The following is a 20,567-nucleotide window of genomic DNA, read 5'->3' on the forward strand; positions in this document are numbered from 1 at the left end:
GACTAGACTCGCGGGATGAGTACTCCGCTGGACAGCCCCGATCAGGGCGGCGTGACAACGCTTGATCGCGAACTGGAAGAGCTTCTCCGAGAAGAGAATCTCGAGCCGGGCGACCACGAGCGTTTCTCGCACTATGTGAAGAAGGACAAGATCCTCGAGTCGGCGATCACCGGCAAGCCCGTGCGCGCGCTGTGCGGCAAGAAGTGGACTCCGGGGCGCGACCCCGAGAAGTTCCCGATCTGCCCCACGTGCAAGGAGATCTACGAGTCGATGGTCGGCTGACCCGCATCGACGCTCTTCGACTCGTCGCTGCGCTCCTCGCTCAGTGACCGAGCGGTCCTAACGGGCATCGACGAACTCCGTCGGAATCGCCGGGTCGGACTTGCTGAGCGCCAGAGCGCGTACCGGCAGCTCTTCGCGCACCCTCAGGTAGTGCTCGCGAGCGGATGCCGTCCCCTCGACGCCTTCGTACGAGCGGTCGATCTCGCCGGACTCCACGAAGGTCACCTGAAGCGCGCGCCCATCCGGGTGCTCGACCGCCGAGTCGAGCGGCTCGAAGCCGTCTGAGACCACGACGGTCTCCGCGACGGCCACGCCATCCGCGATGGTGCGGAAGGCGGCCTTGCGGCCGCCGTGCGAGGCCTTGTCGGCGGATGCCTTCGCCACCGAGATCCATGCCCCGTCGGAGTCCTGCCGTGCCACGAGCTTGTAGACCATGCTCGCGGTCGGATAGCCGGAGCCCGTGACGACGGACGTGCCGACGCCGTACGCATCCACGGGCGACGCCGCGAGGGCCGCGATCGCGTACTCGTCGAGGTCGCTGGTCACCGTGATCTTCGTCGCCGTCGCGCCGAGCTCGTCGAGCTGGGCGCGCACCTCGGCCGCGACGATCGGCAGGTCGCCGGAGTCGATGCGCACACCGCCGAGCGATGTGCCGGCGACGCGGATCGCCGTCTCCACGCCCGTGCGGATGTCATAGGTGTCCACGAGCAGCGTCGTAGCGGTGCCGAGGCTGTCGATCTGCGCCCTGAATGCGTCTTCCTCGCTGTCGTGCAGCAGCGTCCAGGAGTGTGCGGCTGTGCCCATGGTCGGGATGCCCCAGCGCCGCCCCGCCTCGAGGTTGCTCGTCGCGCTGAAGCCCGCGATGTACGCCGCGCGAGCCGCGGCGACGGCGGAGTGCTCGGCGGCTCGACGCGACCCCATCTCCGCGAGCGGCCGCTCGCCGGCCGCGATGCTCATGCGGGCGGCGGCCGTGGCGACGGCGGAGTCGTGGTTCAGGATGCTGAGGGCGAGGGTCTCGAGCACGACGGCGTCGGCGAAGGTGCCCTCGACGGTGAGGATGGGGGAGCCGGGGAAGTACAGCTCGCCCTCGCGATAGCCGCGGATGGACCCGGTGAAGCGGTAGTTCTCGAGGTAGGCGAGCGACGCGGCATCCACCATGTTCTCGTCGCGCAGGAACCGCAGCTCCTCCTCGCCGAAGCGGAAGTCGCGCAGCAGCGTCAGGAGCCTGCCTGTTCCCGCCACGACGCCGAAACGCCTGCCGCCGGAGAGGCGGCGCGAGAACAGCTCGAACACGCTGGGTCGCGATGCGGTGCCGTCGCGGAGGGCAGCGGCGAGCATGGTAAGTTCGTAGCGGTCGGTGAGAAGCGCCGTCGACGTCGTCATGAGCACAGCCTACTGATCCGCGTGGGACCCTGAGCGTGTCGAAGGGTCGCTGAGCCTGCTGGGTCCCTGAGCCTGTCGAAGGGCGGTCGCGGGTAGGCTGGGTAGTCATGAACGACGCCCCGATCGGAATCTTCGACTCCGGTGTCGGCGGGCTGACGGTGGCGAGGGCCATCCGCGCCCAGCTGCCCCGCGAGTCGTTCGTCTACATCGGCGACACCGCGCATTCGCCCTATGGTCCCAAGCCCATCGCCGACGTGCGGCGCTATTCGCTCGAGGTGCTCGACACGCTGGTCGACCAGGGCGTCAAGATGCTCGTGATCGCATGCAACACGGCATCCGCCGCCATGCTCCGCGATGCGCGTGAGCGGTACGACGTCCCGGTCGTCGAGGTGATCGGGCCGGCCGTGCGCCGGGCCGTGTCCACCACGCGCAACGGGCGGGTCGGCGTGATCGGCACGGTCGGCACGATCGGGTCGCGCGCCTACCAGGACATGCTCGAGGTGAACGAGCGGCTCGAGGTCTTCACCGCGGCCTGCCCGCGTTTCGTCGAGTTCGTCGAGGCGGGGATCACCGGGACGCCCGAGGTGCTGGCCGTGGCAGAGGAGTATCTGGCGCCGCTGCGCGATGCCGGCGTCGACACGCTCGTGCTCGGATGCACGCACTACCCGTTCCTGCGCGGAGCGATCAGCTACGTGATGGGGGAGGGCGTAACGCTCGTCTCGAGCGACGACGAGACCGCGGGCGACGTGTACCGCCAGCTCGTGCGCGCCGATCAGCTCGCCTCTCCCGACGCGAACGCGACGTACGTCTACGAGGCGACCGGCGACTCGACCGCCGAGTTCACGGCTCTCGCCAACCGCCTGATGGGCCACGAGGTGCGCGACGTGCAGCTCGTGCAGACCGGGGTCATCGACCTGCCGGCATCCGTCATCGACGCTCTCTGACCCCCACCCCAACAGAAGGAAGCCCATGTCATCCATCGTCCGCGCCGACGGCCGCGCCACCGACCAGCTCCGCGAGATCACGATCGAACGCGGCTGGAGCGCGCACGCCGAGGGCTCTGCCCTGATCAGCTTCGGCGGCACGAAGGTGCTGTGCACGGCATCCTTCACGAACGGCGTTCCCCGCTGGCTCACCGGCAAGGGCAAGGGCTGGGTCACCGCCGAGTACGCCATGCTGCCCCGCGCGACGAACAGCCGCAACGACCGTGAGAGCGTGAAAGGCCGCATCGGCGGCCGCACGCACGAGATCTCGCGTCTGATCGGCCGTGCTCTGCGCGCCGTGGTCGACACCAAGGCACTCGGCGAGAACACGATCGTGATCGACTGCGACGTGCTGCAGGCCGATGGCGGAACCCGCACCGCGGCGATCACGGGCGCCTACGTCGCGCTGGCGGATGCGATCGAGTGGGGGCGCGAGAAGAAGTTCATCGGGAAGAACTCGAAGCCGCTGCTCGACTCCGTCGCCGCGGTCTCCGTCGGCATCATCGACGGCGAGCCCATGCTCGATCTGGCATACGTCGAGGACGTGCGCGCCGAGACCGACATGAACGTCGTCGTCACCGGTCGCGGTCTCTTCGTCGAGGTGCAGGGAACCGCAGAGGGCGCGCCCTTCGACAAGCGCGAGCTCGACGCCCTGCTCGACCTCGGCGTCGCCGGCTGCGCCGACCTGAAGGACCTCCAGCTCAAGGCCCTCGACCCTTCCACGGGCTCAGGGATCCAGCGATGAAAGTGGTCCTCGCCACGCACAACCCGCACAAGGTGGCGGAGTTCCAGCAGATCGTCGCCCAGGTGCGGCCGGACCTCGAGATCGTCGGCTACGACGGGCCGGAGCCGGTCGAGGACGGCGTGACCTTCGCGGAGAACGCCCTCATCAAGGCACGTGCCGCGGCTGCGCACACGGGGCTCGCTGCCCTCGCCGACGACTCCGGCATCTGTGTCGACGTGCTCGGGGGATCGCCCGGAGTGTTCTCGGCGTACTGGGCGGGACAGCGCAAGGATGCCGCAGCCAACCTCGAGCTGCTGCTCGACCAGCTGCGCGACATCGCCGACCCGCATCGTGCGGCGCACTTCAACTCGACGATCGCACTGGTGACGCCCGGCGGCGCGGAGCACGTGGTCGTCGGGAAGTGGCCCGGTCGTCTGGCGCACCAGGCGTCCGGCGGCGGGGGATTCGGTTACGACCCGATCTTCATCCCCGAGGGACAGTCCGCAGGGCAGGAGCGCACTGTGGGCGATTTCACCGCCGAGGAGAAGCAGTCCCAGTCGCATCGCGCGCGGGCGTTCGCCGAGCTCGTGCCGCTGCTCGCGACCCTGTAGCCGCTACTGAGAATCGTTACCCTTCCCGACTAGGCCAAACGGCCCTATGGCGGCCGGGGGCCGGTCTAGCCTGGTCATATGCACGATCACGCGCCCGCATCAGGCGGCATCCGCGCGGCAGGCCACCGTCGCCTGCTGGCGATCTCGCTGTGCCTCACAGCGGCCATCATGGTCGTGCAGGTCGTGGGGGCCGTTCTCACCGGTTCGCTGGCGCTGCTGGCCGACGCCGCACACATGTTCACCGACGCCTCGGCGCTCGTGATCGCTCTGATCGCGGCCTCCGTGGCCGCACGCCCCGCAGACGATCGTCGCACCTTCGGCTATCAGCGCGCCGAGGTGTTCGGCGCGCTGATCAATGCCGTGATCCTGATCGCGCTCGCCGGATGGGTCGGCGTCGAGGCGGTTCTGCGGCTCGTGAACCCCGGGGAGACCGAGGTGGCGGGCGGGCTCATGCTCGTCGTCGCGGCGGTCGGACTCGTCGCCAACGGCGTCTCGATGTGGCTGCTCAGCCGCGCGCAGCGCACGAGCATGAACGTGCGGGGTGCCTATCTCGAGGTGATGGGCGATCTGATCGGCTCGGCGATGGTGATCGTCGCGGCCATCGTGATCGTGGCGACCGGATGGATGCCGGCGGATGCGATCGCGTCGATGCTCATCGCGGTCATGATCATCCCGCGGGCGATCTCGCTGCTGCGAGAGGTGTTCTCCGTGCTGGCGGAGTCGGCCCCGAAGGGCACGGCGGTGAGTGAGATCCGCGCGCACCTGCTGGGCTATGAGGGCGTCGTCGGCGTGCACGATGTCCACGTGTGGCAGCTCACTCGCGGCGCCCCGGTCTTCACGGCGCACGTGAGCGTGGCGCCGCAGCTGTTCGAGAGCGGGCGTTCGGCGAGGCTGCTCGCCGACATGCAGTCGTGCCTCGCAGAGCACTTCGACGTGGAGCACTCGACGTTCCAGATCGAGCCGGCCGAGCAGTCGGACTGTGAGCCGCATCACGCCTGACTCCATAATGCAATCTCCGGGTTGCATCTGATCATCGAGTAGTGCAACTATGGGGTTGCACTACTCGATGACGCTCGGAGGAAAGACATGTTGCTGGAGAACAAGGTGGCCGTGATCCACGGCGGAGGCGGCTCGATCGGGGCAGCGGCGGCGCGCGTGTTCGCGCGAGAGGGCGCCCGCGTCTTCCTCGCCGGGCGTTCGCTGCCACGACTCGAATCGGCGGCCGAGGGTGCGCGGCGGCAAGGAGCCGAGGTCTCGGTCGATGTGGTCGACGCGATGGATCAGGAGGCGGTCGACCGGCACATCGACGACGTGGCCGCGACGGCCGGCAGCGTCGACATCGCCCTCAACGCGGTGGGGTTCGATCACGTGCAAGGGCTGGCGATCACGGACACCGCCGTGGACGACTTCCTGTTCCCGGTCGCCCGCTACCTGCAGACGAACTTCATCACCGCGAAGGCCGCCTCACGGCACATGATCGCGCAGAGGTCCGGCGTGCTGCTGACGATCTCGACGCCCGGTGCGCGGCTGTCGGGACGAGGGCTCATCGGGAACGCTGCCCAGTCCGCCGGCCTGGAGGGCTTCTCGCGGGCGCTCGCCGGAGAGCTCGGTCCCGACGGGGTCAGGGTGGTGTGCGTGCGTCCGCACGCGATGTCCGACGCGGTCGCGACGTCGTACACCGGGCGGATGTTCGGCCGCGTGGCCGAAGCGGGCGGTCTGCCGCTGAGCGACTGGCTGGACGGACTCGCAGGCGCAACGGCGCTGGGTAGGCTCCCGGTGCTCGACGAGGTCGCTGAGTATCTGGCATTCGCGGCGTCGGACCGGGCCCGCTCGATGACCGGAGTGATCGCGAACCTCACCGCGGGTGCGATCGTCGACTGACCCGCGCCTAGGACTCGACGGCGACCTCGGCCGGCGTCTTGTCGGGCCGCAGCCCCCGCCAGCGGGAGTGCCGGAGGATGCCGTCCGGCGTCCAGTTGCCGAACTCGACCTCACCGACGAGCTCGGGCCGCACCCATTGCGCGTCCGAGGCGTCGAGCGCGGGCACGCCGTCGAGCGGCGCCTTCGGAACCCGCAGCGGCGACAATTGTGCGAGCAGGTCGCGCAGCATCCGATCGGTGAAACCCGTGCCGACCCGTCCGACATAGCGGAGGCCGGCGGGGGACGGAACGGCGAGGAGCAGCGAACCGATCGTTCCCTCTCGGTCACCCTTGCCTGGCCGGATGCCGACGATCACGACCTCCTGCATCAGGGTGTTCTTGAGCTTCACCCATGCGGGCGACCGCTGCCCCGGGCGGTAGCGCGACGAACGGTCCTTCACGACCACGCCTTCGAGGCCGAACTCGCTGCTCGCGGCGAGGGCCGCATCGACGTCGTCGAACACGGGCGGCGTCTGGACAGGAGCGTCCAGGCCGGCCGTCACGTCTTCGAGCAGCGAGCGCCGCTGTTCGAGCGGCAGACCGGTGAGGTCGTGCCCGTTGAGGCGCAGCAGATCGAACGCGATGTAGACGACGGGCGTGCGCACCACCTCGCGTTCGATCTCGCGCGGCTTGGTCAGGTGCATGCGGTTCTGGAGCCGCGAGAAGCTGGGGCGGCCGCGGTCGTCGAAGGCGACGATCTCGCCGTCGATGACCGCCTCGTCCGCCGGGAGGTGCGGCGCCCCGTCGGCCGTCAGCTCGGGGTACCGGGCGGTGATGTCGGTGCCGCTGCGGGCATGCAGCAGCATCCGTCCGTTTGCCCACGTGCCGATCGCGCGGATTCCGTCCCACTTCACCTCGACCCACGGCTTCGCGTTGACGGACTTGGCGCGGGCCGGGGTGCCGTTCTCGGCGAGCATCGGGCTCAGCGTCGGCTCGGCCGAGGAGGCGGATGCCGGTGACGGCTTCGGATGAGGGCGCCGCTGGCGCCGGTCGGAGCCGTCCTTCATCCGGTGAAGCAGCCACGAGGACTTCTCGCCCTCGCCTTCGGTGCGGATCAGCGCGAGGCGGGCGCTGCCCAACGGTCCGCCCTCGCGTCCGACGAAGGTGCCGATCACCTCGTCGTCGCGCCACTTCTCGAGTTCGACGACTCCGGTGTCCCACACCGTCATCTCGCCCGCGCCGTACTCGCCCGCGGGAATCGTGCCCGCGAAGGTCAGGTACTCCATCGGGTGCGGCTCGGTCATCACCGCGAGGTGGTTGCGGCCGCTGGTCTCGGGCACGCCCTTGGGAACCGCCCAGCTCACGAGGACCCCGCGGTCCTCGATGCGAAGGTCGTAGTGCAGGCGACGCGCGTGATGCTCCTGGATGACGAAGCGTCGCGTCTCGCCGGCTGAGGAGGGGGCCGCCCGCTCGGGCATCGGCTCGGGCGTGCGCTCTGCGTCTCTCTTGCTGCGGTACGCATCGAGCAGCTGATCGTCGCGGGGATGAAGTGCGGACATCGGATCGATGCCGTCGGCCATCCGCTCGAGCACCTCGTGCATCGAGAGCTGACGCAGAGCCGGATCGTCGAGCTCTTCCCAGGTGCGCGGAGCCGCGACCCAGGGGTGCGCGCGGCCGCGCAGGGAGTACGGGGAGATCGTCGTCTTCTTGCCGTTGTTCTGGCTCCAGTCGAGGAAGACCTTTCCACCGCGCTGCACCTTCGCCATCACGCTCGTCGCGAGATCGGGATGGTCGGACTCGATCATGCGGGCGAGCTCCTTCACGACCGCCGAGATCTCCGCGCTCGTCTGCGCGCCGGGGAGCGCCGCGTACAGGTGGATCCCCTTGCTTCCGCTCGTCACAGGGACGGGATCGAGGCCCATGCCGGTCAGGATGCCACGGGCGATCCTCGCGACCTCGGCGCACTGGGCGAGACCGACGCCGGGCCCGGGGTCGAGGTCGAGCACGAGCCGATCCGGCTTGCCCGGCAGACCGTCGGCATCGAAGCGCCACTGCGGGACGTGCAGCTCGATCGCGGCGATCTGCGCGAGCCAGACCAGGGTGGGCACGTCGTCCACGAGCGGATACTCCTTGGGCCCGTCGGAGTGCATGATCTCCTGGCGTGGCACCCATGACGGCGCACCTCGTTCGAGCTGCTTCGTGAAGAACGCCTCGGCCGGAGCATCCGTCGTCCCGACGCCGTCGACCCAGCGTTTGCGCGTGACAGGGCGACCGGCGAGAAGCGGCAGCAGGAGCGGAGCGATCTGCGAGTAGTAGCCGATGATCTCGCCCTTGGTCGTGCCCGTCTCGGGATAGACGACCTTCTCGAGATTGGTCACGCGCAGGCGGCGCCCTCCGACCTGAACCACCTGACCGTCTGCGACCATGACCACAGCGTAGTCAAGGGGCTGGTCGTGACGGGTGTGACTGGTGTCTACTTGTGTGATGAGAACGATCTGGAAGGGCGCGCTGACCTTCGGTCTCGTGAACGTGCCGGTGAAGGTGTACTCCGCCACCGAGGATCACGATGTGCCGCTGCATCAGGTGCACGAGAAGGACGGCGGGCGCATCCGCTATCAGCGCACCTGTGAGGTCTGCGGCGAGACCGTGGCCTACGCCGACATCGACCGCGCCTACGTCGACGGCGAGCAGACCGTCGTTCTCACGAAGGATGACCTCGCGTCCCTTCCTGCGGAGAAGAGCCGCGAGATCGACGTCGTCGAGTTCGTACCCAGCGAGCAGGTCGATCTGCTGACCCTCGACAAGCCGTACTATCTCGAGCCGGATTCGAAGTCGCCGAAGGCGTACGTGCTGTTGCGCAAGACGCTCGAGCAGACCGACCGCACCGCGATCGTGCGGTTCACGCTGCGGCAGAAGACCCGGCTCGCGGCGCTCCGCGTGCGCGGCAAGGTTCTCGTGCTGCAGACGCTGCTGTGGGCGGACGAGGTGCGCGAGGCCGAGTTCCCGGTGCTCGACGAAGACGTGCGGATCTCGAAGAAGGAGCTGGAGCTGTCGTCGTCTCTGGTCGACAGCTATTCCAGCGACTTCGACCCGGAGGAGTACGTCGACGAGTACCAGAAGGAGCTGCGGACCCTCATCGACGCCAAGATCGAGGCGGGCGACACGTTCGACGCGGCCGAGACCTTCGCAGAAGCGGATGCCGGAGCCGAGGGCGGCGAGGTCATCGACCTCATGGAGGCCCTGCGGGCCAGCGTCGCGCGCTCGAAGGAGTCGCGCTCAGGCGGAGCCGAAGCCGAGGAGAAGCCCAAGAAGCGGTCGACGAAGAAGAAAGCCGGCTGAGCCGACCGGCCTCACTTCTTCGTGTCGTCGCCGTCGAGGTCGAGAGCCAGAGCGTTCGCCTCGGCCGCGTCGGTGACCACGTCTTCGCCCGCAGCCTGGGCCTTCTTGGCCTTGTAGCGCTCGGAGAGGTAGTGCCAGAGCGTGACGAGGGCGGTGCCGCCGACGGCGGCGAGCAGGATCAGGTCGATGTAGCTCTCGACGAAATGAGCGAGCCAGGGGATGAACCCGATCACGTAGCCGAACATCGTCAGCCCGAAGCCCCAGAGGATCGCGCCGATCAGGTTGTACAGCGTATAGCGGCGCCACGGCATGTGGCCGACGCCGGCGGCGACCGGGGCGAAGGTGCGCACGATAGGCACGAAGCGGGCGAGGATCACGGTGAGACCGCCGAAGCGCTCGAAGAAAGCGTTCGTGCGCTCGACGTTCTTCTTGCTGAAGAGCCCGGACTCCTTGCTCTCGAACACGGCCGGACCGCCCTTGTGCCCGATGAGGTAGCCCACTTCACCGCCCACGAACGCCGAGAGCCCGATGAGCAGCGCCACGATCCAGACGTTGATGCCGAAGACACCGTGCGGCAGCGCGGCGGATGTGTGCGACAAGAGCCCCGAGATCACGAGCAGCGTGTCGCCCGGCAGCAGGAAGCCCACGAGCAGACCGGTCTCAGCGAAGATGATGAAGCACACCACGAGGAGCGCCCACGGCCCGGCGTTGCCGATGATGGTGGCGGGGTCGAGCCAGGGGATGAGGGCGGCGTGGTGCATGGTGTCCCGTCGTAGAAAGGTGTGCGGCGGTCAGAGGTCGGTGCACTGGTTGCGCGACCGAACTGTGCGGAAGGTGGGACTTGAACCCACACGCCCTGGGGCACAGGAACCTAAATCCTGCGTGTCTGCCAATTTCACCACTCCCGCGCGGTGGATTCAGTCTACTGATCGGCGACGATGACGATCCTGAGCATCCGCCTGATCAGCGCCTGTGGATAACTTCCGAGGCCGTGCGGCGATTCTTGCGATGATGCTCCGGTGAGTCATCCGTCCATCGTGGTCGCCGAGCGCGTGCGGCTGCGACTGCGCGCGGAGGGGACCGATCCTTCGGTGGATGCCGATGCCGCCCGGCACGTCGCGCTCGCCGAGGTGCGCCGCTTCAACGACGCGGCGCTGTCTCGCGGAGAGCCGATGATCGACGACGAGATCGGCTGCGTGCGCGACGTGCTCGCCGCGGTGAGCGGCTTCGGAGTGCTGCAGCCGCTGCTCGACGACCCGACCATCGAGGAGGTGTGGCTGAACGGGCCCGATCGTGTGCACATCGCCCGCGGCGGCGTCGCCCAGCGCATCGACCTGCGCATGACCGACGCGATGCTGCGCGATCTGGTCGAGCGGATGCTGCAGACCACAGGCCGGCGGGTCGACATCAGCCAGCCGTTCGTCGATGCCTCGCTGCCGGACGGTTCGCGGCTGCATGTCGCGATCGCCGACGTCGTGCGGGGCTCCTGGGCCGTCAACATCCGCAAGTTCCTGCCGATGTACCGGACTCTGGAGGCGCTGACGGTGCAGGGGGCGATGCCTGAAGCGCTGGCGACCACGCTTCGGCGGGCGATGCGCGAGGGGCGGAGCGTGATCGTCTCCGGCGCCACCCACGCGGGTAAGACGACTCTGCTCGGAGCGCTGCTGCACGGATGCGCAGATCAGCAGCGCATCATCACAGTGGAGGAGACGTTCGAGCTCGCTGTCGACGGCCCCGACCTCGTCGCGCTCCAGGGACGGCAGGCGAGCCTCGAGGGTTCTGGGGAGATCACCCTGCGTCGTCTGGTGAAGGAGGCGCTGCGTATGCGGCCCGACCGCCTCGTCGTCGGAGAGGTCCGCGACGCCGAGGCCCTCGATCTCGTGCTGGCGCTCAACACGGGCGTGCCCGGGGCGGCCACGGTGCACGCGAACTCGGCGGCGGAGGCGCTCGAGAAGCTGGCTCTGCTTCCCCTCCTCGCCGGCCGGAACATCGACCGCTCCTTCATCGCCCCCGCCCTTGCGTCGTCGATCGACCTGGTCGTGCACTGCGGTCGCGACGCCGACGGCACCCGACGCGTGCACGAGGTGATCGCACCCACAGGGGAGGTCGTCGATGGGCGGATCGTCACGCGGCCGATCTACCTTCATGACGATTCACTCACGCGGGGCGATCTCCGCCAGATGGAGGTGGGGTGATGAGCACTCTGCTCGGCGCGATGCTTGCCGCGGGAATCCTGCTGTGCCTGTCGCCCTGGCTATGGCCCCGTCGTGAGCGAACCGCGAGCGCGGGGCCCCGAGGCCGTCTGGTCAGACTGATCGAGGAAGCAGGGCTCCCCTCCGTCGCTCCTCGCACGATCGTGGTCGTGATCGTCGTGGCCGCGCTCACCGCGGCATCCGTCGTGTGGCTGCTGACCGGGCTGCCGGCACTCGCAGTGCTCGCCGGGCTCTCCGGCGGGTGGGCGCCGATTCTCTACCTGCGATCGAGACGGCTGCGGCTGCGGAAGGCCCGCAGGCAGCTCTGGCCCGACGTGTGCGATCTGCTCATCGCGTCCATCCGCGTCGGACTGTCACTGCCCGACGCCGTCGCAGGGCTCGCCGATTCCGCGCCGTCGATGCTGCGCCCGGCGTTCATCGTGTTCGCTCGCGATCTGCATTCGACGGGGCGCTTCGACTCGAGCCTCGACCGGCTGAAGACGACACTCGCCGACCCGATCGCCGATCGCATGATCGAGACTCTGCGGATGGCTCGCCAGGTCGGAGGGACTGAGCTCACGAATGTGCTGCGGGCGCTGTCGTCGTCAGTGAGAGCCGACGCGGCGCTGCGCGGCGAGGTCGAGGCGCGGCAGTCCTGGATCAGGGGAGCGGCCGTGCTCGGAGCCGTCGCTCCCTGGGTGATCCTCGGTCTGCTGGTGATGAGGCCCGAAGGCGCCGATGCGTACGGCACGCCCGAAGGCGTTTTGGTGATCTGTATCGGCGCAGCCGTCTCGGTGATCGCCTACCGGGTGATGATCCGCATCGGGCGGCTGCCGGAGCCGGGGCGGTGGTTCGGATGAGCGGAATCACGCATATCGCCATCGCGATCCTCATCGGCGGGGCGTTCGCCGGCGGAGTGCTCAGCATCCTCGCGGCCCTGCCGAGGTGGCGCGCGATCTCTCTGACAGCGCGCATCGCCCCGTATGTCCGCGATGTCGTCGATGACGCGCGACTGCCGGCATCGGCTCTTCCCCGCGTCGGCACCTTGCCCATCACGGGGCGCACTCTGTGGCAGCGGGCCAAGGCCGCCTTCGAGCGGATGCTCGGGGGAGGGGACGCGTTGCGGCACCGTCTCTCGCAGGCCGGGGTCGCGATGGACGCGGCGGCGTTCCGCGGCCGGCAGCTGGGCTGGGCGCTCGCCGGGATCGGTGCGGGCGCTGTCCTGCTGGTGGTTCTCGTCATCGCCGGACGCATGTCGGCACCCGTCGTGCTCCTTCCGCTGCTGTGCGGCGCCGCAGGCGCGGTCGTCTACGACATGCAGCTCACTGCGAGGGCGAAGGCCCGGCGGATGCGGTTGACCGACGAGCTGCCGACGACGCTCGAGTTCCTGGCCCTGTGCCTCTCGGCGGGAGAGGGTTTCCTCGACGCACTGCGCCGGGTGGCTGCGATCGGCTCAGGAGAGCTCACCGCCGAACTGCGGCAGGTGGTGCTGGCCGTCGGAACCGGATCCGGCCTGGCCGAGGCGCTCTCGGAGATGTCGGGCCGGCTGCAGCTGCCCGGCCTCTCGCGCGCGGTCGACCAGGTGATCGCCGCACTCGAGCACGGAGCGCCGCTCGCCGGGGTGCTGCACGCGCAGGCCGGCGATGCGCGCGAAGACGCGAAGCGCACGCTGATCGAACAGGCCGGACGCAAGGAGATCTTCATGCTCCTGCCATTGGTCTTCCTGATCCTGCCGCTCTCGGTCCTGTTCGCCGTCTGGCCGGGACTCTTCATCCTGCGACTCGGCATCGGCTGAGCGCTTCACGAAAGGACGACCATGACGACACTCCGACACTGGTGGAAGCACACCGCCGGCTGGGTGGCCGACCTCGCCGACGATGACGCCGGCGACGTGCCGGGTTGGGTTCTCGTGACTCTGATGACCGCCGGCCTCGTGGTGGTCATCTGGGCAGTCGCCGGGCCGGCGCTCAGCGAACTGTTCCAGCAGGCCATCGAACGGGTCTCCGGACTCTGAGGCCTCATGCGACTGCGTCGGGAGCTCGCGGACGAGCGGGGTTCGAGCCCTGTGGAGTTCGTGCTCGTGGGCACCTTGCTCACGCTGCTGACGCTCGCGGTGCTGCAGCTCGCTCTGGCCACGTACGTCCGCAACGTCGTGCACGACGCGGCGGTCGAAGGAGCGTACTACGCCGCGCTCGCCGACACCGCGCCCGAAGAGGGGGCCGAGCGCACACGGCTGGCGATCACGAGGGCGGTGGGCGGGTCGTACGCGGAAGACGTCACCGTGGCGACGACGGATGAGAACGGCCAGCAGATCATCGAGGTGCATGTGCGCACGACCCTGCCGATCATCGGGCTCGTCGGCCTGCCGTACGCGTTGGAGGTGGAAGCGCATGCGCCGGTGGAATCGCTGGGTGACGGATGACGAAGGCTCGGCGGCTCTCGAGTTCATCACGGTCGGGCTGATCCTGCTCGTGCCCCTGGTTTATCTGATCTCGGCTCTGGGTATCATCCAGGAGCAGACCCTCGGCGTCGAGGCCGCAGCCAGGCATACCGCTCGAGTGATCTCGCTGGCACCGGATGCGGAGACCGCTCTCGCGCGCAGCGAACAGGTGCTTGCTGGCATCGTCGACGAGTACGGTCTCGATGCGGATGACGTCGAGATCACTATGTCGTGCGCGCCTGCCCGGTCGGACTGTCCGACCGCGGGCGCCACCGTCACTATCACGGTGCTGACGCGAGTCCCGCTGCCCCTGATGCCCGACCTGTTCGGGCTCGATCGCTCCACGGCGATACCCGTCGAGGCGTCTGCCGTGCAGAAGATCTCGCGACTGTGGGGAGGAGGGTGAAGATGGGGGAGAGGATGCCGGACAGCGATCCCGATGACGAGGGCAGCGTGCTGCTGCTCGCGCTCGGGTATGCGCTTCTTGCGATCGCGGTGATCTTCGTGTGCGTCTGCGCGACCGACCTCTACATCACCCAGAAACGTCTGGATTCCGTCGCGGACTCCGCGGCGCTCGCCGGGGCTGACGGCTTCTCGCTCACGATCGACGGATCGGGGGCGCGGGCTGAGCTCACCGACGCGGGAGTGCTCGAGCAGGTGGAGGCGCTGCTCGAGGCGCTTCCCGCCGGCGCCACACTCGTGAGTGCGGGCACTCCGGATGGTGTGTCGGCGCGCGTGGTCGTGGCCGGTGTCTGGCATCCGCCCCTGCTGAGTCCCTTCGTGCCCGATGGTGTGCCGCTGGAGGCCAGAGGGACCAGCCGCACGGCGCTGCGATGAACGCAGCCGTCCCGGCCGCCGAACGCCGAATCGTTTCAAAAAAGTCTTGCGGTCCAATCCGCAGCACGTCTACGGTGAGCGGGAAGCGTTTTCCCGACGCGCCCTGCACTGATCTCGTCCCCACGGACGGGGAAGGACGAAGATGTTCCGCACGCGCACCATCGCCACGGCTGCCCTTGCCGCCGCATCCATGCTCGTACTGGCCTCCTGTACCGCCGCAGAGACAGCGTCGCCCAGCGCGTTCGACCCCGATGAGAAGGTCACCCTCGACTTCGCGTTCTGGGGCAACGACGACAGGGCGAGTCGATACGACCAGCTGATCGAGAAGTTCAACGAGGAGTATCCGAACATCACGATCAACTCGAGCTTCACCGACTTCCCGAGCTACTGGGAGAAGCGCCAGACCGAGGCCGCGAGCGGCAGCCTGCCCGACGTGTTCCAGTTCTCCGACAGCTACCTGCGCCAGTACGGCGAGACGGGCAACGTCCTCGACCTCGACACGGTCAAGGACCACATCGACTTCACGACGTTCGAAGACGCGCTTCTGGCGACCGGCCGCCTCGACGGCACGCAGTACTCGCTGCCGACCGGCTTCAGCCTCTGGGCGAACTTCGTCAACGACGACCTCCTGGCGCAGGCGGGCATCGAGGCGCCGGAGGGCGGTCAGAGCTACGAGGAGTTCAACGACTGGATGGCGTCCGTCACGGATGCCACCGGGGGAGCGCCCTTCGGAGGCACCGACTACACGCAGCGCATCCAGCTTTTCGAACTCCAGCTGCGCGCCGAGGGCAAGAACCTCTACACCGAGGATGGCGAGCTCGGCTTCACAGAGAAGGAGCTGACCGACTTCTGGAACTCGGGAGCAGACCTGCGCGACGGCATCACGATCCCGCAGCAGCGGCTCGAGGAGCTCAGCCCGATCTCCGGCTTCGGCTCGGCCCAGACGGCCAGCGAGATGAGCTGGAGCAATTTCCTCGGCGGCTACCTCGCCGACTCCGGGGCCTCCTCGATCTCGATCGTGGCACCGCCCACCGACGACCCCGACGCGAAGGACCTCTACCGACAGGGCGGTCTGCAGATCGCGATCTCTGCGAACACCGAGCACCCGGAGGCCGCCGCGATCTTCCTCGACTTCATCGTCAACAGCCCGGAGGCCGGGGAGATCTTCGGAACGACGCTGGGTTTCCCCGCATCGAGCAGCAAGCTCGACGGGACGACGCTCGAAGGACCCGACAAGCAGGTCGCCGACTACATCGAGTCCGTCCAGGACCGCATCGGCGACGCTCCGCCGGCGGCCGTCGTCGGCTACGGCTCGCTCGAGCAGAAGTTCTGGGATCTCGGCAAGGAGCTGGGCCTCGGCACCAAGACCGTCGACGACGCCGTCGCCGAGTTCTTCAGTGAAGCTCAGGTGATTCTGGGCTGAGTGCCGCATTCGCCCGGCGGCTTCCGAGACGTTCGAGCACCGCTCGGATGCGCCGATCGAACTGCTCAGGCACGTCGCCGGGCAGCGCGTCGAGCGGCCACCAGCGCACATCCTCCGACTCGTCGCTCACCGTGAGCGCGTCGGAGAACGGCACGACGACGGCGACCCCGATGTCGAGATGTGAGGCGCACCGGCCGAAGGCCGACGACAGGGAGTGGTGGTCGAGGTCGTAGAGGAGCGGCTCGGTGACGGACGCCGTGATCCCCGTCTCCTCACGGAGTTCGCGCAGCGCGGCATTCGCAATCGAGGTATCCGCGTCTTCGAGGTGACCGCCGGGCTGCACCCAGAACCGCCCCTTCCCATGGAAGACGAGCAGCGTGTGCGTGAGCGTCGCATCGAAGACGAAGGCCGAGGCGGTCGCATGACTCGGCCCGTCGTCACGGAACACGGGGCCGTGGTCATCGGGGAAGTGGGCGGCGAAGTCGGCCGCGGCTGCCTCATCGTGCTCTGATCGGGGCGCGAACGACACGACGAGCCGCCGCACATCAGCCGCGAGCGTCATCGCCCGGCTTCTTCTCGATCGGCACGAACATGGGGATCCACCGCAGGAACCCGGCCGCGCCGGCGACGCCCACCACGCCCATGACCGCCGCGGCGACGGGCAGCGATGCCGCGGCGACCACCCCCGAGATCAGCAGCGGAGCGATCGCGCCCCCGGCATCCGTCAGCGTCCGCCATGACCCGAGGAAGGCCGCGGGCTCGCTCTTGGGGGCGACGTCGGCGCCGAGCGTGAGCAGGATTCCGCTGGACAGGCCGTTGCCCACGCCGAGCACGGCGGCGAGCATGCCGAACCACAGCACGGCGGCCGAGCCGTCGTGCGTGAACGACAGTGCGAGGAAGCCCCCGCCCATCAGCACCATGGCGGGCATCGCGGCCCAGAGGCGCCCGAATCGGTCCATGACCTGTCCGCTGGCGTAGAACAGCGCGAAGTCGATCGCGCCGGAGACGCCGACCACGAGAGCGATCGTCGAGGCATCCAGCCCGAGGGAGATGCCCCACAGCGGCAGCAGCACCTGCCGGGCGCTGCGGACCGCCGACAGCGATGCGGCCGCGATGCCGAGGCGGCCGAGAACCGCGCGCTGCAGCCACATCGTGCGCAAGACGCCTGCCCGCTCGATCGTCGGGATCGATCCGCTCACGGCCTCACCGGAGTCCTCCGCCTGCCAGACCGCAGCCGGGACCGGGACCGTCTTCTCCGGGTCGGGCCCGAACAGCACGAGCAGCACCATCACGACCAGGCACGCGAGGAAGAACCAGAACGCGGCCGACTCCGAGCCGAAGAGCTGCAGCAGACCCGCGGCCACGAACGGGCCGATGAAGACGCCCAGGCGGAAGCTGCCGCCCAGCAGCGACAGTGCTCTGGCACGGAAGACGAGGGGCACGCGGGTCGTCATGAAGGCATGCCGGGCGAGGCCGAAGGCCGCGGCGCAGAATCCCAGGACGAAGACGGATGCCGCGAGCACGCCCGGTGACGCGGCGAACACCATCGCCACTCCCGCGGCGATCGCGACGATGCCCGCGATCACCATCGTGAAGCGCTCGCCGATGCGCGACACGGCCCACCCCGCCGGCAGGTTGCCGCACAGCTGACCGACCACGAGCGCCGAGGAGATCAGGGCGGCGAGAGCGATGTCGGCGCCCATGCGCGACGCCACGACCGGGATCAGCGGGATGACCGCGCCCTCGCCGAGGGAGAACATCACGGTCGGCAGGTACACCATGGGCCCGAACTTCTTCAGGACCGCCGATGCACTGCTCATCACTGCGACTCTACTCGGCAGAGTAGGCTGGGGAGGCCATGCTCGAACTCGATCTCTCCGCCGACATCCAGGCCCTGCGACTCACCTACGGTGACATCCGCGAGGTCATCGATGTCGAGACGCTCCGTTCCGAAATCGCCCGCCTGAGTGAAGAGGCCGGTGCCCCAGATCTCTGGGACGACACCGAGCGGGCTCAGAAGGTGACCAGCGCGCTGAGCCACCGCCAGTCGACGCTCGCGCGCATCGAGGCGATCGGCAGCAGGCTCGACGATCTGGAGGTCCTCGTCGAGCTCGCGAACGAGATGGGCGACGAGGAGTCGGCGAACGAGGCTCGTGTCGAGCTCGCCACGCTGACCGACGTGATCAACCAGCTCGAAGTGCAGACGCTGATGGACGGCGAGTACGACGAGCGCAGCGCCATCATCACGATCCGATCGGGTGCGGGCGGCGACGACGCCACAGACTTCGCCGAGATGCTCATGCGCATGTACCTGCGCTGGGCGGAGCGCCACAAGTACCCCGTCAAGGTGATGGACACCTCGTACGCCGAGGGCGCGGGCATCAAGTCGGCCACGTTCGAGATCGACGCGCCCTACGCATTCGGCACCATCTCGGTCGAGGCGGGCACGCACCGACTCGCGCGCATCAGCCCCTTCGGCTCCGCCGACAAACGGCAGACCTCCTTCGCCGCCGTCGAGGTCATCCCGCTCATGGAGGAGGCGACCGAGGTCGACATCCCCGAGAGCGACATCCGCGTCGACGTGTTCCGCTCGTCCGGCCCCGGCGGTCAGTCGGTCAACACGACCGACTCCGCCGTCCGCCTGACGCACCTTCCGACCGGCATCGTCGTCTCGATGCAGAACGAGAAGTCGCAGATCCAGAACCGTGCGGCCGCGATGCGCGTGCTCCAGACGCGCCTGCTGCTGCTGCAGAAGGAGCAGGAAGCCGCGAAGAAGAAAGAACTCGCCGGCAACATCACGGCGAGCTGGGGCGACCAGATGCGCTCCTACTTCCTCTACGGGCAGCAGCTCGTCAAAGACCTGCGCACCGGCCACGAGTCGGGCAACCCGGCTGCCGTGTTCGACGGCGATCTCGACGGCTTCATCTCGGCCGGCATCCGCTGGCGCAAGCGCAAAGAAGAGGACTGATCGATTGAGAAAGGCCCCGCGAGAGATCGCGGGGCCTTTCTCGTTCAGAGGATCAGTCCTCTCATCGCGGGGTCATCAACCCAGCAGGCAGGTGCCGAGGTTGTCGGCGTAGACCTCGAGGAAGCCGGATGCCGCCTCGACGTCATCGAAGACACCCGTTCCGCCGGCGATCTTCTGCAGCGTCTCGTCGCTGAGATCGGAATCCACGAAGGCCTGCGCGAGGCAGGTCATCTCCTCGTCGGTGTAGTCGCCAGGCTCGCTTCCCGACTCCTCGAGGACCATGGCGAGGCCCGCCTTGAGCTCGTCGACGGTGGGGCGCCCGACGGATGCCGTGCCATCGTCGGTCGGCTCATCGCTCGGATCGTCGCTGGGCGTGTCCTCAGAGCTGCTCGACGGGGGCGACGAGGGCAGATCGTCGATCGCCTCATTGAATGCCATCGTGGCGAAGAAGATGATCGCGACGACGAAGGCGACGATGATGCCGACCACGCCCACGATCAGGCCCGTGATGCCGGGCCACTTGCGACCCTTTCGGAACAGGGAGATCACGGAGACGACAAGGCCTGCGAACAGGGCGATCCACCCGACCACCATCACCGGCATGACGGGGATGCAGGAGAGGATGAGTCCGAGCGCGGCGAGGCCGAGACCGATCAGGCCGAGGATCGACATCGGCGCGGGCGCGCCCGGGGCGGTGCCGTACGCGGGCTGGGCCGTGCCGTACGGGGGCTGCGCGGCGCCAGCGGCGGGATAGCCGGTTGCCGGGCTCTGCGCACCGGGCGCGGCAGGGTAGGCCGGGGCCTGGGGCACACCGGGGTACGTGGGAGCGGCGCTCGGATATCCGGGGCCCGAGGCGTAGCCAGGAGTCGGAGCGGGCGCGGCGTACGGGGGAACATCGCCGGGGAAGGGCGCGGTCGGAGCTGCGCCTCCGGGAGCCTCGAACTGGGGAGCGGGCTGCTCTGCAGGCGCCTCGTACTGCTGCGTGGGCTGCTCGGCCGGTGCCTCGTACTGCTGCGTGGGCTGCTCGGCGGGTGCGTCGTACTGCTGGGTGGGCTGTTCGGCGGGTGCGTCGTACTGCTGCGTGGGCTGCTCGGCAGCCGCTGCGTCGAACGGCGTCGTCGGCTGATCCTCGGCGGGCGCCCACATGTCGGCACCCGGCTGTTCGAACGACGAGCCCTCGGGAACGGCGGGGATCTCGGGAACAGCGGGGATCTCGGCGGCAGGCTCGGCGCTCGGTGCGGCGCCCTCTTCCGGTGAGGACGGAACGGGCGCGATCGCCTGCTCCTCGGGAGCCTGGAACGGATTCGCGTCTGCGCTCTCGGCCACGGGAGCCTGTGCGGCGGGCACCTCGGGTTCGGCGACAGGGGCGAAGTGCTCCGTCCACTGCGTGCCGTCCCACCAGCGCTGCCGCCCTGAGCCGTCGTCGTACCAGCCAGCAGGTGTCGTCATGATCAGCATCCCCCTCGGAATAGTCCCCGCGCGATCGCGCGGATCAGCAGTTCATGTATAGCAGTGACGCTCGACGC

General features: G+C 68.6%; 22 protein-coding genes and 1 tRNA gene. 16 read left to right on the forward strand and 7 right to left on the reverse strand.

The window, feature by feature from the left end:
* Positions 1–15: 15 nt before the first annotated feature.
* Entirely contained in the window at positions 16–282 is a 267-nt protein-coding gene (locus RS84_RS01910; protein WP_045256059.1) for a DUF3039 domain-containing protein, read from the forward strand.
* A gap of 57 nt (positions 283–339) precedes the next feature.
* Here the strand turns inward: RS84_RS01910 and RS84_RS01915 are convergent, their stop codons facing one another.
* Positions 340–1,665, reverse strand: coding sequence for a nicotinate phosphoribosyltransferase (locus RS84_RS01915; protein ID WP_045256148.1), 1,326 nt, complete (start codon positions 1,663–1,665; stop codon positions 340–342).
* 107 nt (positions 1,666–1,772) lie between these two features.
* Between RS84_RS01915 and murI the strand changes: the two genes are divergently transcribed.
* The 5 genes from murI (at position 1,773) to RS84_RS01940 (ending at position 5,864) form a co-directional block, all read left to right on the forward strand.
* On the forward strand, positions 1,773–2,609 hold the full coding sequence (murI, locus tag RS84_RS01920; RefSeq protein ID WP_045256060.1) for a glutamate racemase: 837 nt from the start codon (positions 1,773–1,775) through the stop codon (positions 2,607–2,609).
* A 25-nt stretch (positions 2,610–2,634) separates the two neighbouring features.
* On the forward strand, positions 2,635–3,393 hold the full coding sequence (gene rph / locus RS84_RS01925; protein WP_045256061.1) for a ribonuclease PH: 759 nt from the start codon (positions 2,635–2,637) through the stop codon (positions 3,391–3,393).
* Positions 3,390–3,983 carry an RdgB/HAM1 family non-canonical purine NTP pyrophosphatase gene (rdgB, locus tag RS84_RS01930; protein ID WP_045256062.1) on the forward strand — a complete coding sequence of 198 codons (594 nt, stop codon included), beginning with the start codon at positions 3,390–3,392 and terminating at the stop codon, positions 3,981–3,983. The genes rph and rdgB overlap by 4 nt, the downstream gene beginning before the upstream one ends.
* Before the next feature lie 78 nt (positions 3,984–4,061).
* Positions 4,062–4,982 carry a cation diffusion facilitator family transporter gene (locus RS84_RS01935; RefSeq protein ID WP_045256063.1) on the forward strand — a complete coding sequence of 307 codons (921 nt, stop codon included), beginning with the start codon at positions 4,062–4,064 and terminating at the stop codon, positions 4,980–4,982.
* Positions 4,983–5,069: 87 nt separating this feature from the next.
* Entirely contained in the window at positions 5,070–5,864 is a 795-nt protein-coding gene (locus RS84_RS01940; protein ID WP_045256064.1) for an SDR family NAD(P)-dependent oxidoreductase, read from the forward strand.
* Positions 5,865–5,871: 7 nt separating this feature from the next.
* On the opposite strand, the gene RS84_RS01945 is transcribed toward RS84_RS01940, so the two are convergent.
* Positions 5,872–8,268 carry an ATP-dependent DNA ligase gene (locus tag RS84_RS01945; protein ID WP_045256065.1) on the reverse strand — a complete coding sequence of 799 codons (2,397 nt, stop codon included), beginning with the start codon at positions 8,266–8,268 and terminating at the stop codon, positions 5,872–5,874.
* A gap of 58 nt (positions 8,269–8,326) precedes the next feature.
* Between RS84_RS01945 and RS84_RS01950 the strand changes: the two genes are divergently transcribed.
* Positions 8,327–9,181, forward strand: coding sequence for a Ku protein (locus RS84_RS01950; protein WP_045256066.1), 855 nt, complete (start codon positions 8,327–8,329; stop codon positions 9,179–9,181).
* A gap of 11 nt (positions 9,182–9,192) precedes the next feature.
* Here the strand turns inward: RS84_RS01950 and RS84_RS01955 are convergent, their stop codons facing one another.
* Both RS84_RS01955 and RS84_RS01960 read right to left on the reverse strand, forming a co-directional pair.
* Complete coding sequence (locus RS84_RS01955) at positions 9,193–9,942, reverse strand: DedA family protein (RefSeq protein ID WP_045256067.1); 750 nt, start codon at positions 9,940–9,942, stop codon at positions 9,193–9,195.
* A 65-nt stretch (positions 9,943–10,007) separates the two neighbouring features.
* Positions 10,008–10,089 (reverse strand) — tRNA-Leu (locus tag RS84_RS01960).
* 111 nt (positions 10,090–10,200) lie between these two features.
* On the opposite strand from RS84_RS01960, the gene RS84_RS01965 reads away from it, so the two are divergent.
* From RS84_RS01965 to RS84_RS02000, 8 genes are all read left to right on the forward strand, one after another.
* Entirely contained in the window at positions 10,201–11,376 is a 1,176-nt protein-coding gene (locus RS84_RS01965; protein ID WP_045256068.1) for a CpaF family protein, read from the forward strand.
* A complete protein-coding gene (locus RS84_RS01970; protein ID WP_045256069.1) occupies positions 11,376–12,233 on the forward strand; it encodes a type II secretion system F family protein in 858 nt (285 codons plus the stop codon). Before RS84_RS01965 ends, RS84_RS01970 begins: the two co-directional genes overlap by 1 nt.
* Positions 12,230–13,168, forward strand: coding sequence for a type II secretion system F family protein (locus RS84_RS01975; protein WP_045256070.1), 939 nt, complete (start codon positions 12,230–12,232; stop codon positions 13,166–13,168). The genes RS84_RS01970 and RS84_RS01975 overlap by 4 nt, the downstream gene beginning before the upstream one ends.
* Positions 13,169–13,189: 21 nt before the next feature.
* Positions 13,190–13,387 (forward strand): hypothetical protein, encoded by a 198-nt coding sequence (locus RS84_RS01980; RefSeq protein ID WP_045256071.1) that lies wholly within the window; start codon positions 13,190–13,192, stop codon positions 13,385–13,387.
* A gap of 6 nt (positions 13,388–13,393) precedes the next feature.
* Complete coding sequence (locus RS84_RS01985) at positions 13,394–13,795, forward strand: TadE/TadG family type IV pilus assembly protein (protein WP_045256072.1); 402 nt, start codon at positions 13,394–13,396, stop codon at positions 13,793–13,795.
* A complete protein-coding gene (locus tag RS84_RS01990) occupies positions 13,764–14,219 on the forward strand; it encodes a hypothetical protein (RefSeq protein WP_045256073.1) in 456 nt (151 codons plus the stop codon). The genes RS84_RS01985 and RS84_RS01990 overlap by 32 nt, the downstream gene beginning before the upstream one ends.
* A 2-nt stretch (positions 14,220–14,221) precedes the next feature.
* Positions 14,222–14,650 carry a pilus assembly protein TadG-related protein gene (locus RS84_RS01995; RefSeq protein WP_045256074.1) on the forward strand — a complete coding sequence of 143 codons (429 nt, stop codon included), beginning with the start codon at positions 14,222–14,224 and terminating at the stop codon, positions 14,648–14,650.
* 142 nt (positions 14,651–14,792) lie between these two features.
* Positions 14,793–16,073, forward strand: coding sequence for an ABC transporter substrate-binding protein (locus RS84_RS02000; RefSeq protein WP_045256075.1), 1,281 nt, complete (start codon positions 14,793–14,795; stop codon positions 16,071–16,073).
* On the opposite strand, the gene RS84_RS02005 is transcribed toward RS84_RS02000, so the two are convergent.
* Positions 16,045–16,635, reverse strand: coding sequence for an NUDIX hydrolase (locus tag RS84_RS02005; protein ID WP_045256076.1), 591 nt, complete (start codon positions 16,633–16,635; stop codon positions 16,045–16,047). The genes RS84_RS02000 and RS84_RS02005 overlap by 29 nt on opposite strands.
* Entirely contained in the window at positions 16,619–17,893 is a 1,275-nt protein-coding gene (locus tag RS84_RS02010) for an MFS transporter (RefSeq protein ID WP_045256077.1), read from the reverse strand. The genes RS84_RS02005 and RS84_RS02010 overlap by 17 nt, the downstream gene beginning before the upstream one ends.
* A 38-nt stretch (positions 17,894–17,931) precedes the next feature.
* On the opposite strand from RS84_RS02010, the gene prfB reads away from it, so the two are divergent.
* Positions 17,932–19,041: a peptide chain release factor 2 gene (gene prfB / locus RS84_RS02015; protein ID WP_045256078.1), complete on the forward strand. Its 1,110-nt coding sequence runs from the start codon at positions 17,932–17,934 to the stop codon at positions 19,039–19,041.
* Positions 19,042–19,116: 75 nt separating this feature from the next.
* Here prfB and RS84_RS19535 read toward each other — a convergent pair whose 3' ends face one another.
* Positions 19,117–20,490 (reverse strand): DUF2510 domain-containing protein, encoded by a 1,374-nt coding sequence (locus RS84_RS19535; RefSeq protein ID WP_235281361.1) that lies wholly within the window; start codon positions 20,488–20,490, stop codon positions 19,117–19,119.
* Between the last annotated feature and the right edge of the window lie 77 nt (positions 20,491–20,567).

This window comes from Microbacterium hydrocarbonoxydans (assembly GCF_000956475.1).
Lineage (GTDB): Bacteria > Actinomycetota > Actinomycetes > Actinomycetales > Microbacteriaceae > Microbacterium > Microbacterium hydrocarbonoxydans_A.

Excerpts from the sequence above, each read along its gene's own strand:
- murI (WP_045256060.1), top strand. The coding sequence starts at position 1,773 with ATGAACGACGCCCCGATCGGAATCTTCGACTCCGGTGTCGGCGGGCTG.
- RS84_RS01970 (WP_045256069.1), top strand. The coding sequence starts at position 11,376 with ATGAGCACTCTGCTCGGCGCGATGCTTGCCGCGGGAATCCTGCTGTGC.
- RS84_RS02000 (WP_045256075.1), top strand. The coding sequence starts at position 14,793 with ATGTTCCGCACGCGCACCATCGCCACGGCTGCCCTTGCCGCCGCATCC.
- RS84_RS01975 (WP_045256070.1), top strand. The coding sequence starts at position 12,230 with ATGAGCGGAATCACGCATATCGCCATCGCGATCCTCATCGGCGGGGCG.
- RS84_RS01945 (WP_045256065.1), bottom strand. The coding sequence starts at position 8,268 with ATGGTCGCAGACGGTCAGGTGGTTCAGGTCGGAGGGCGCCGCCTGCGC.
- RS84_RS01910 (WP_045256059.1), top strand. The coding sequence starts at position 16 with ATGAGTACTCCGCTGGACAGCCCCGATCAGGGCGGCGTGACAACGCTT.
- RS84_RS01935 (WP_045256063.1), top strand. The coding sequence starts at position 4,062 with ATGCACGATCACGCGCCCGCATCAGGCGGCATCCGCGCGGCAGGCCAC.
- RS84_RS01980 (WP_045256071.1), top strand. The coding sequence starts at position 13,190 with ATGACGACACTCCGACACTGGTGGAAGCACACCGCCGGCTGGGTGGCC.
- RS84_RS02005 (WP_045256076.1), bottom strand. The coding sequence starts at position 16,635 with ATGACGCTCGCGGCTGATGTGCGGCGGCTCGTCGTGTCGTTCGCGCCC.
- RS84_RS19535 (WP_235281361.1), bottom strand. The coding sequence starts at position 20,490 with ATGACGACACCTGCTGGCTGGTACGACGACGGCTCAGGGCGGCAGCGC.
- RS84_RS01955 (WP_045256067.1), bottom strand. The coding sequence starts at position 9,942 with ATGCACCACGCCGCCCTCATCCCCTGGCTCGACCCCGCCACCATCATC.
- RS84_RS02010 (WP_045256077.1), bottom strand. The coding sequence starts at position 17,893 with ATGAGCAGTGCATCGGCGGTCCTGAAGAAGTTCGGGCCCATGGTGTAC.
- prfB (WP_045256078.1), top strand. The coding sequence starts at position 17,932 with ATGCTCGAACTCGATCTCTCCGCCGACATCCAGGCCCTGCGACTCACC.
- RS84_RS01950 (WP_045256066.1), top strand. The coding sequence starts at position 8,327 with ATGAGAACGATCTGGAAGGGCGCGCTGACCTTCGGTCTCGTGAACGTG.
- RS84_RS01940 (WP_045256064.1), top strand. The coding sequence starts at position 5,070 with ATGTTGCTGGAGAACAAGGTGGCCGTGATCCACGGCGGAGGCGGCTCG.
- rdgB (WP_045256062.1), top strand. The coding sequence starts at position 3,390 with ATGAAAGTGGTCCTCGCCACGCACAACCCGCACAAGGTGGCGGAGTTC.
- rph (WP_045256061.1), top strand. The coding sequence starts at position 2,635 with ATGTCATCCATCGTCCGCGCCGACGGCCGCGCCACCGACCAGCTCCGC.
- RS84_RS01915 (WP_045256148.1), bottom strand. The coding sequence starts at position 1,665 with ATGACGACGTCGACGGCGCTTCTCACCGACCGCTACGAACTTACCATG.
- RS84_RS01990 (WP_045256073.1), top strand. The coding sequence starts at position 13,764 with ATGCGCCGGTGGAATCGCTGGGTGACGGATGACGAAGGCTCGGCGGCT.
- RS84_RS01995 (WP_045256074.1), top strand. The coding sequence starts at position 14,222 with ATGGGGGAGAGGATGCCGGACAGCGATCCCGATGACGAGGGCAGCGTG.
- RS84_RS01985 (WP_045256072.1), top strand. The coding sequence starts at position 13,394 with ATGCGACTGCGTCGGGAGCTCGCGGACGAGCGGGGTTCGAGCCCTGTG.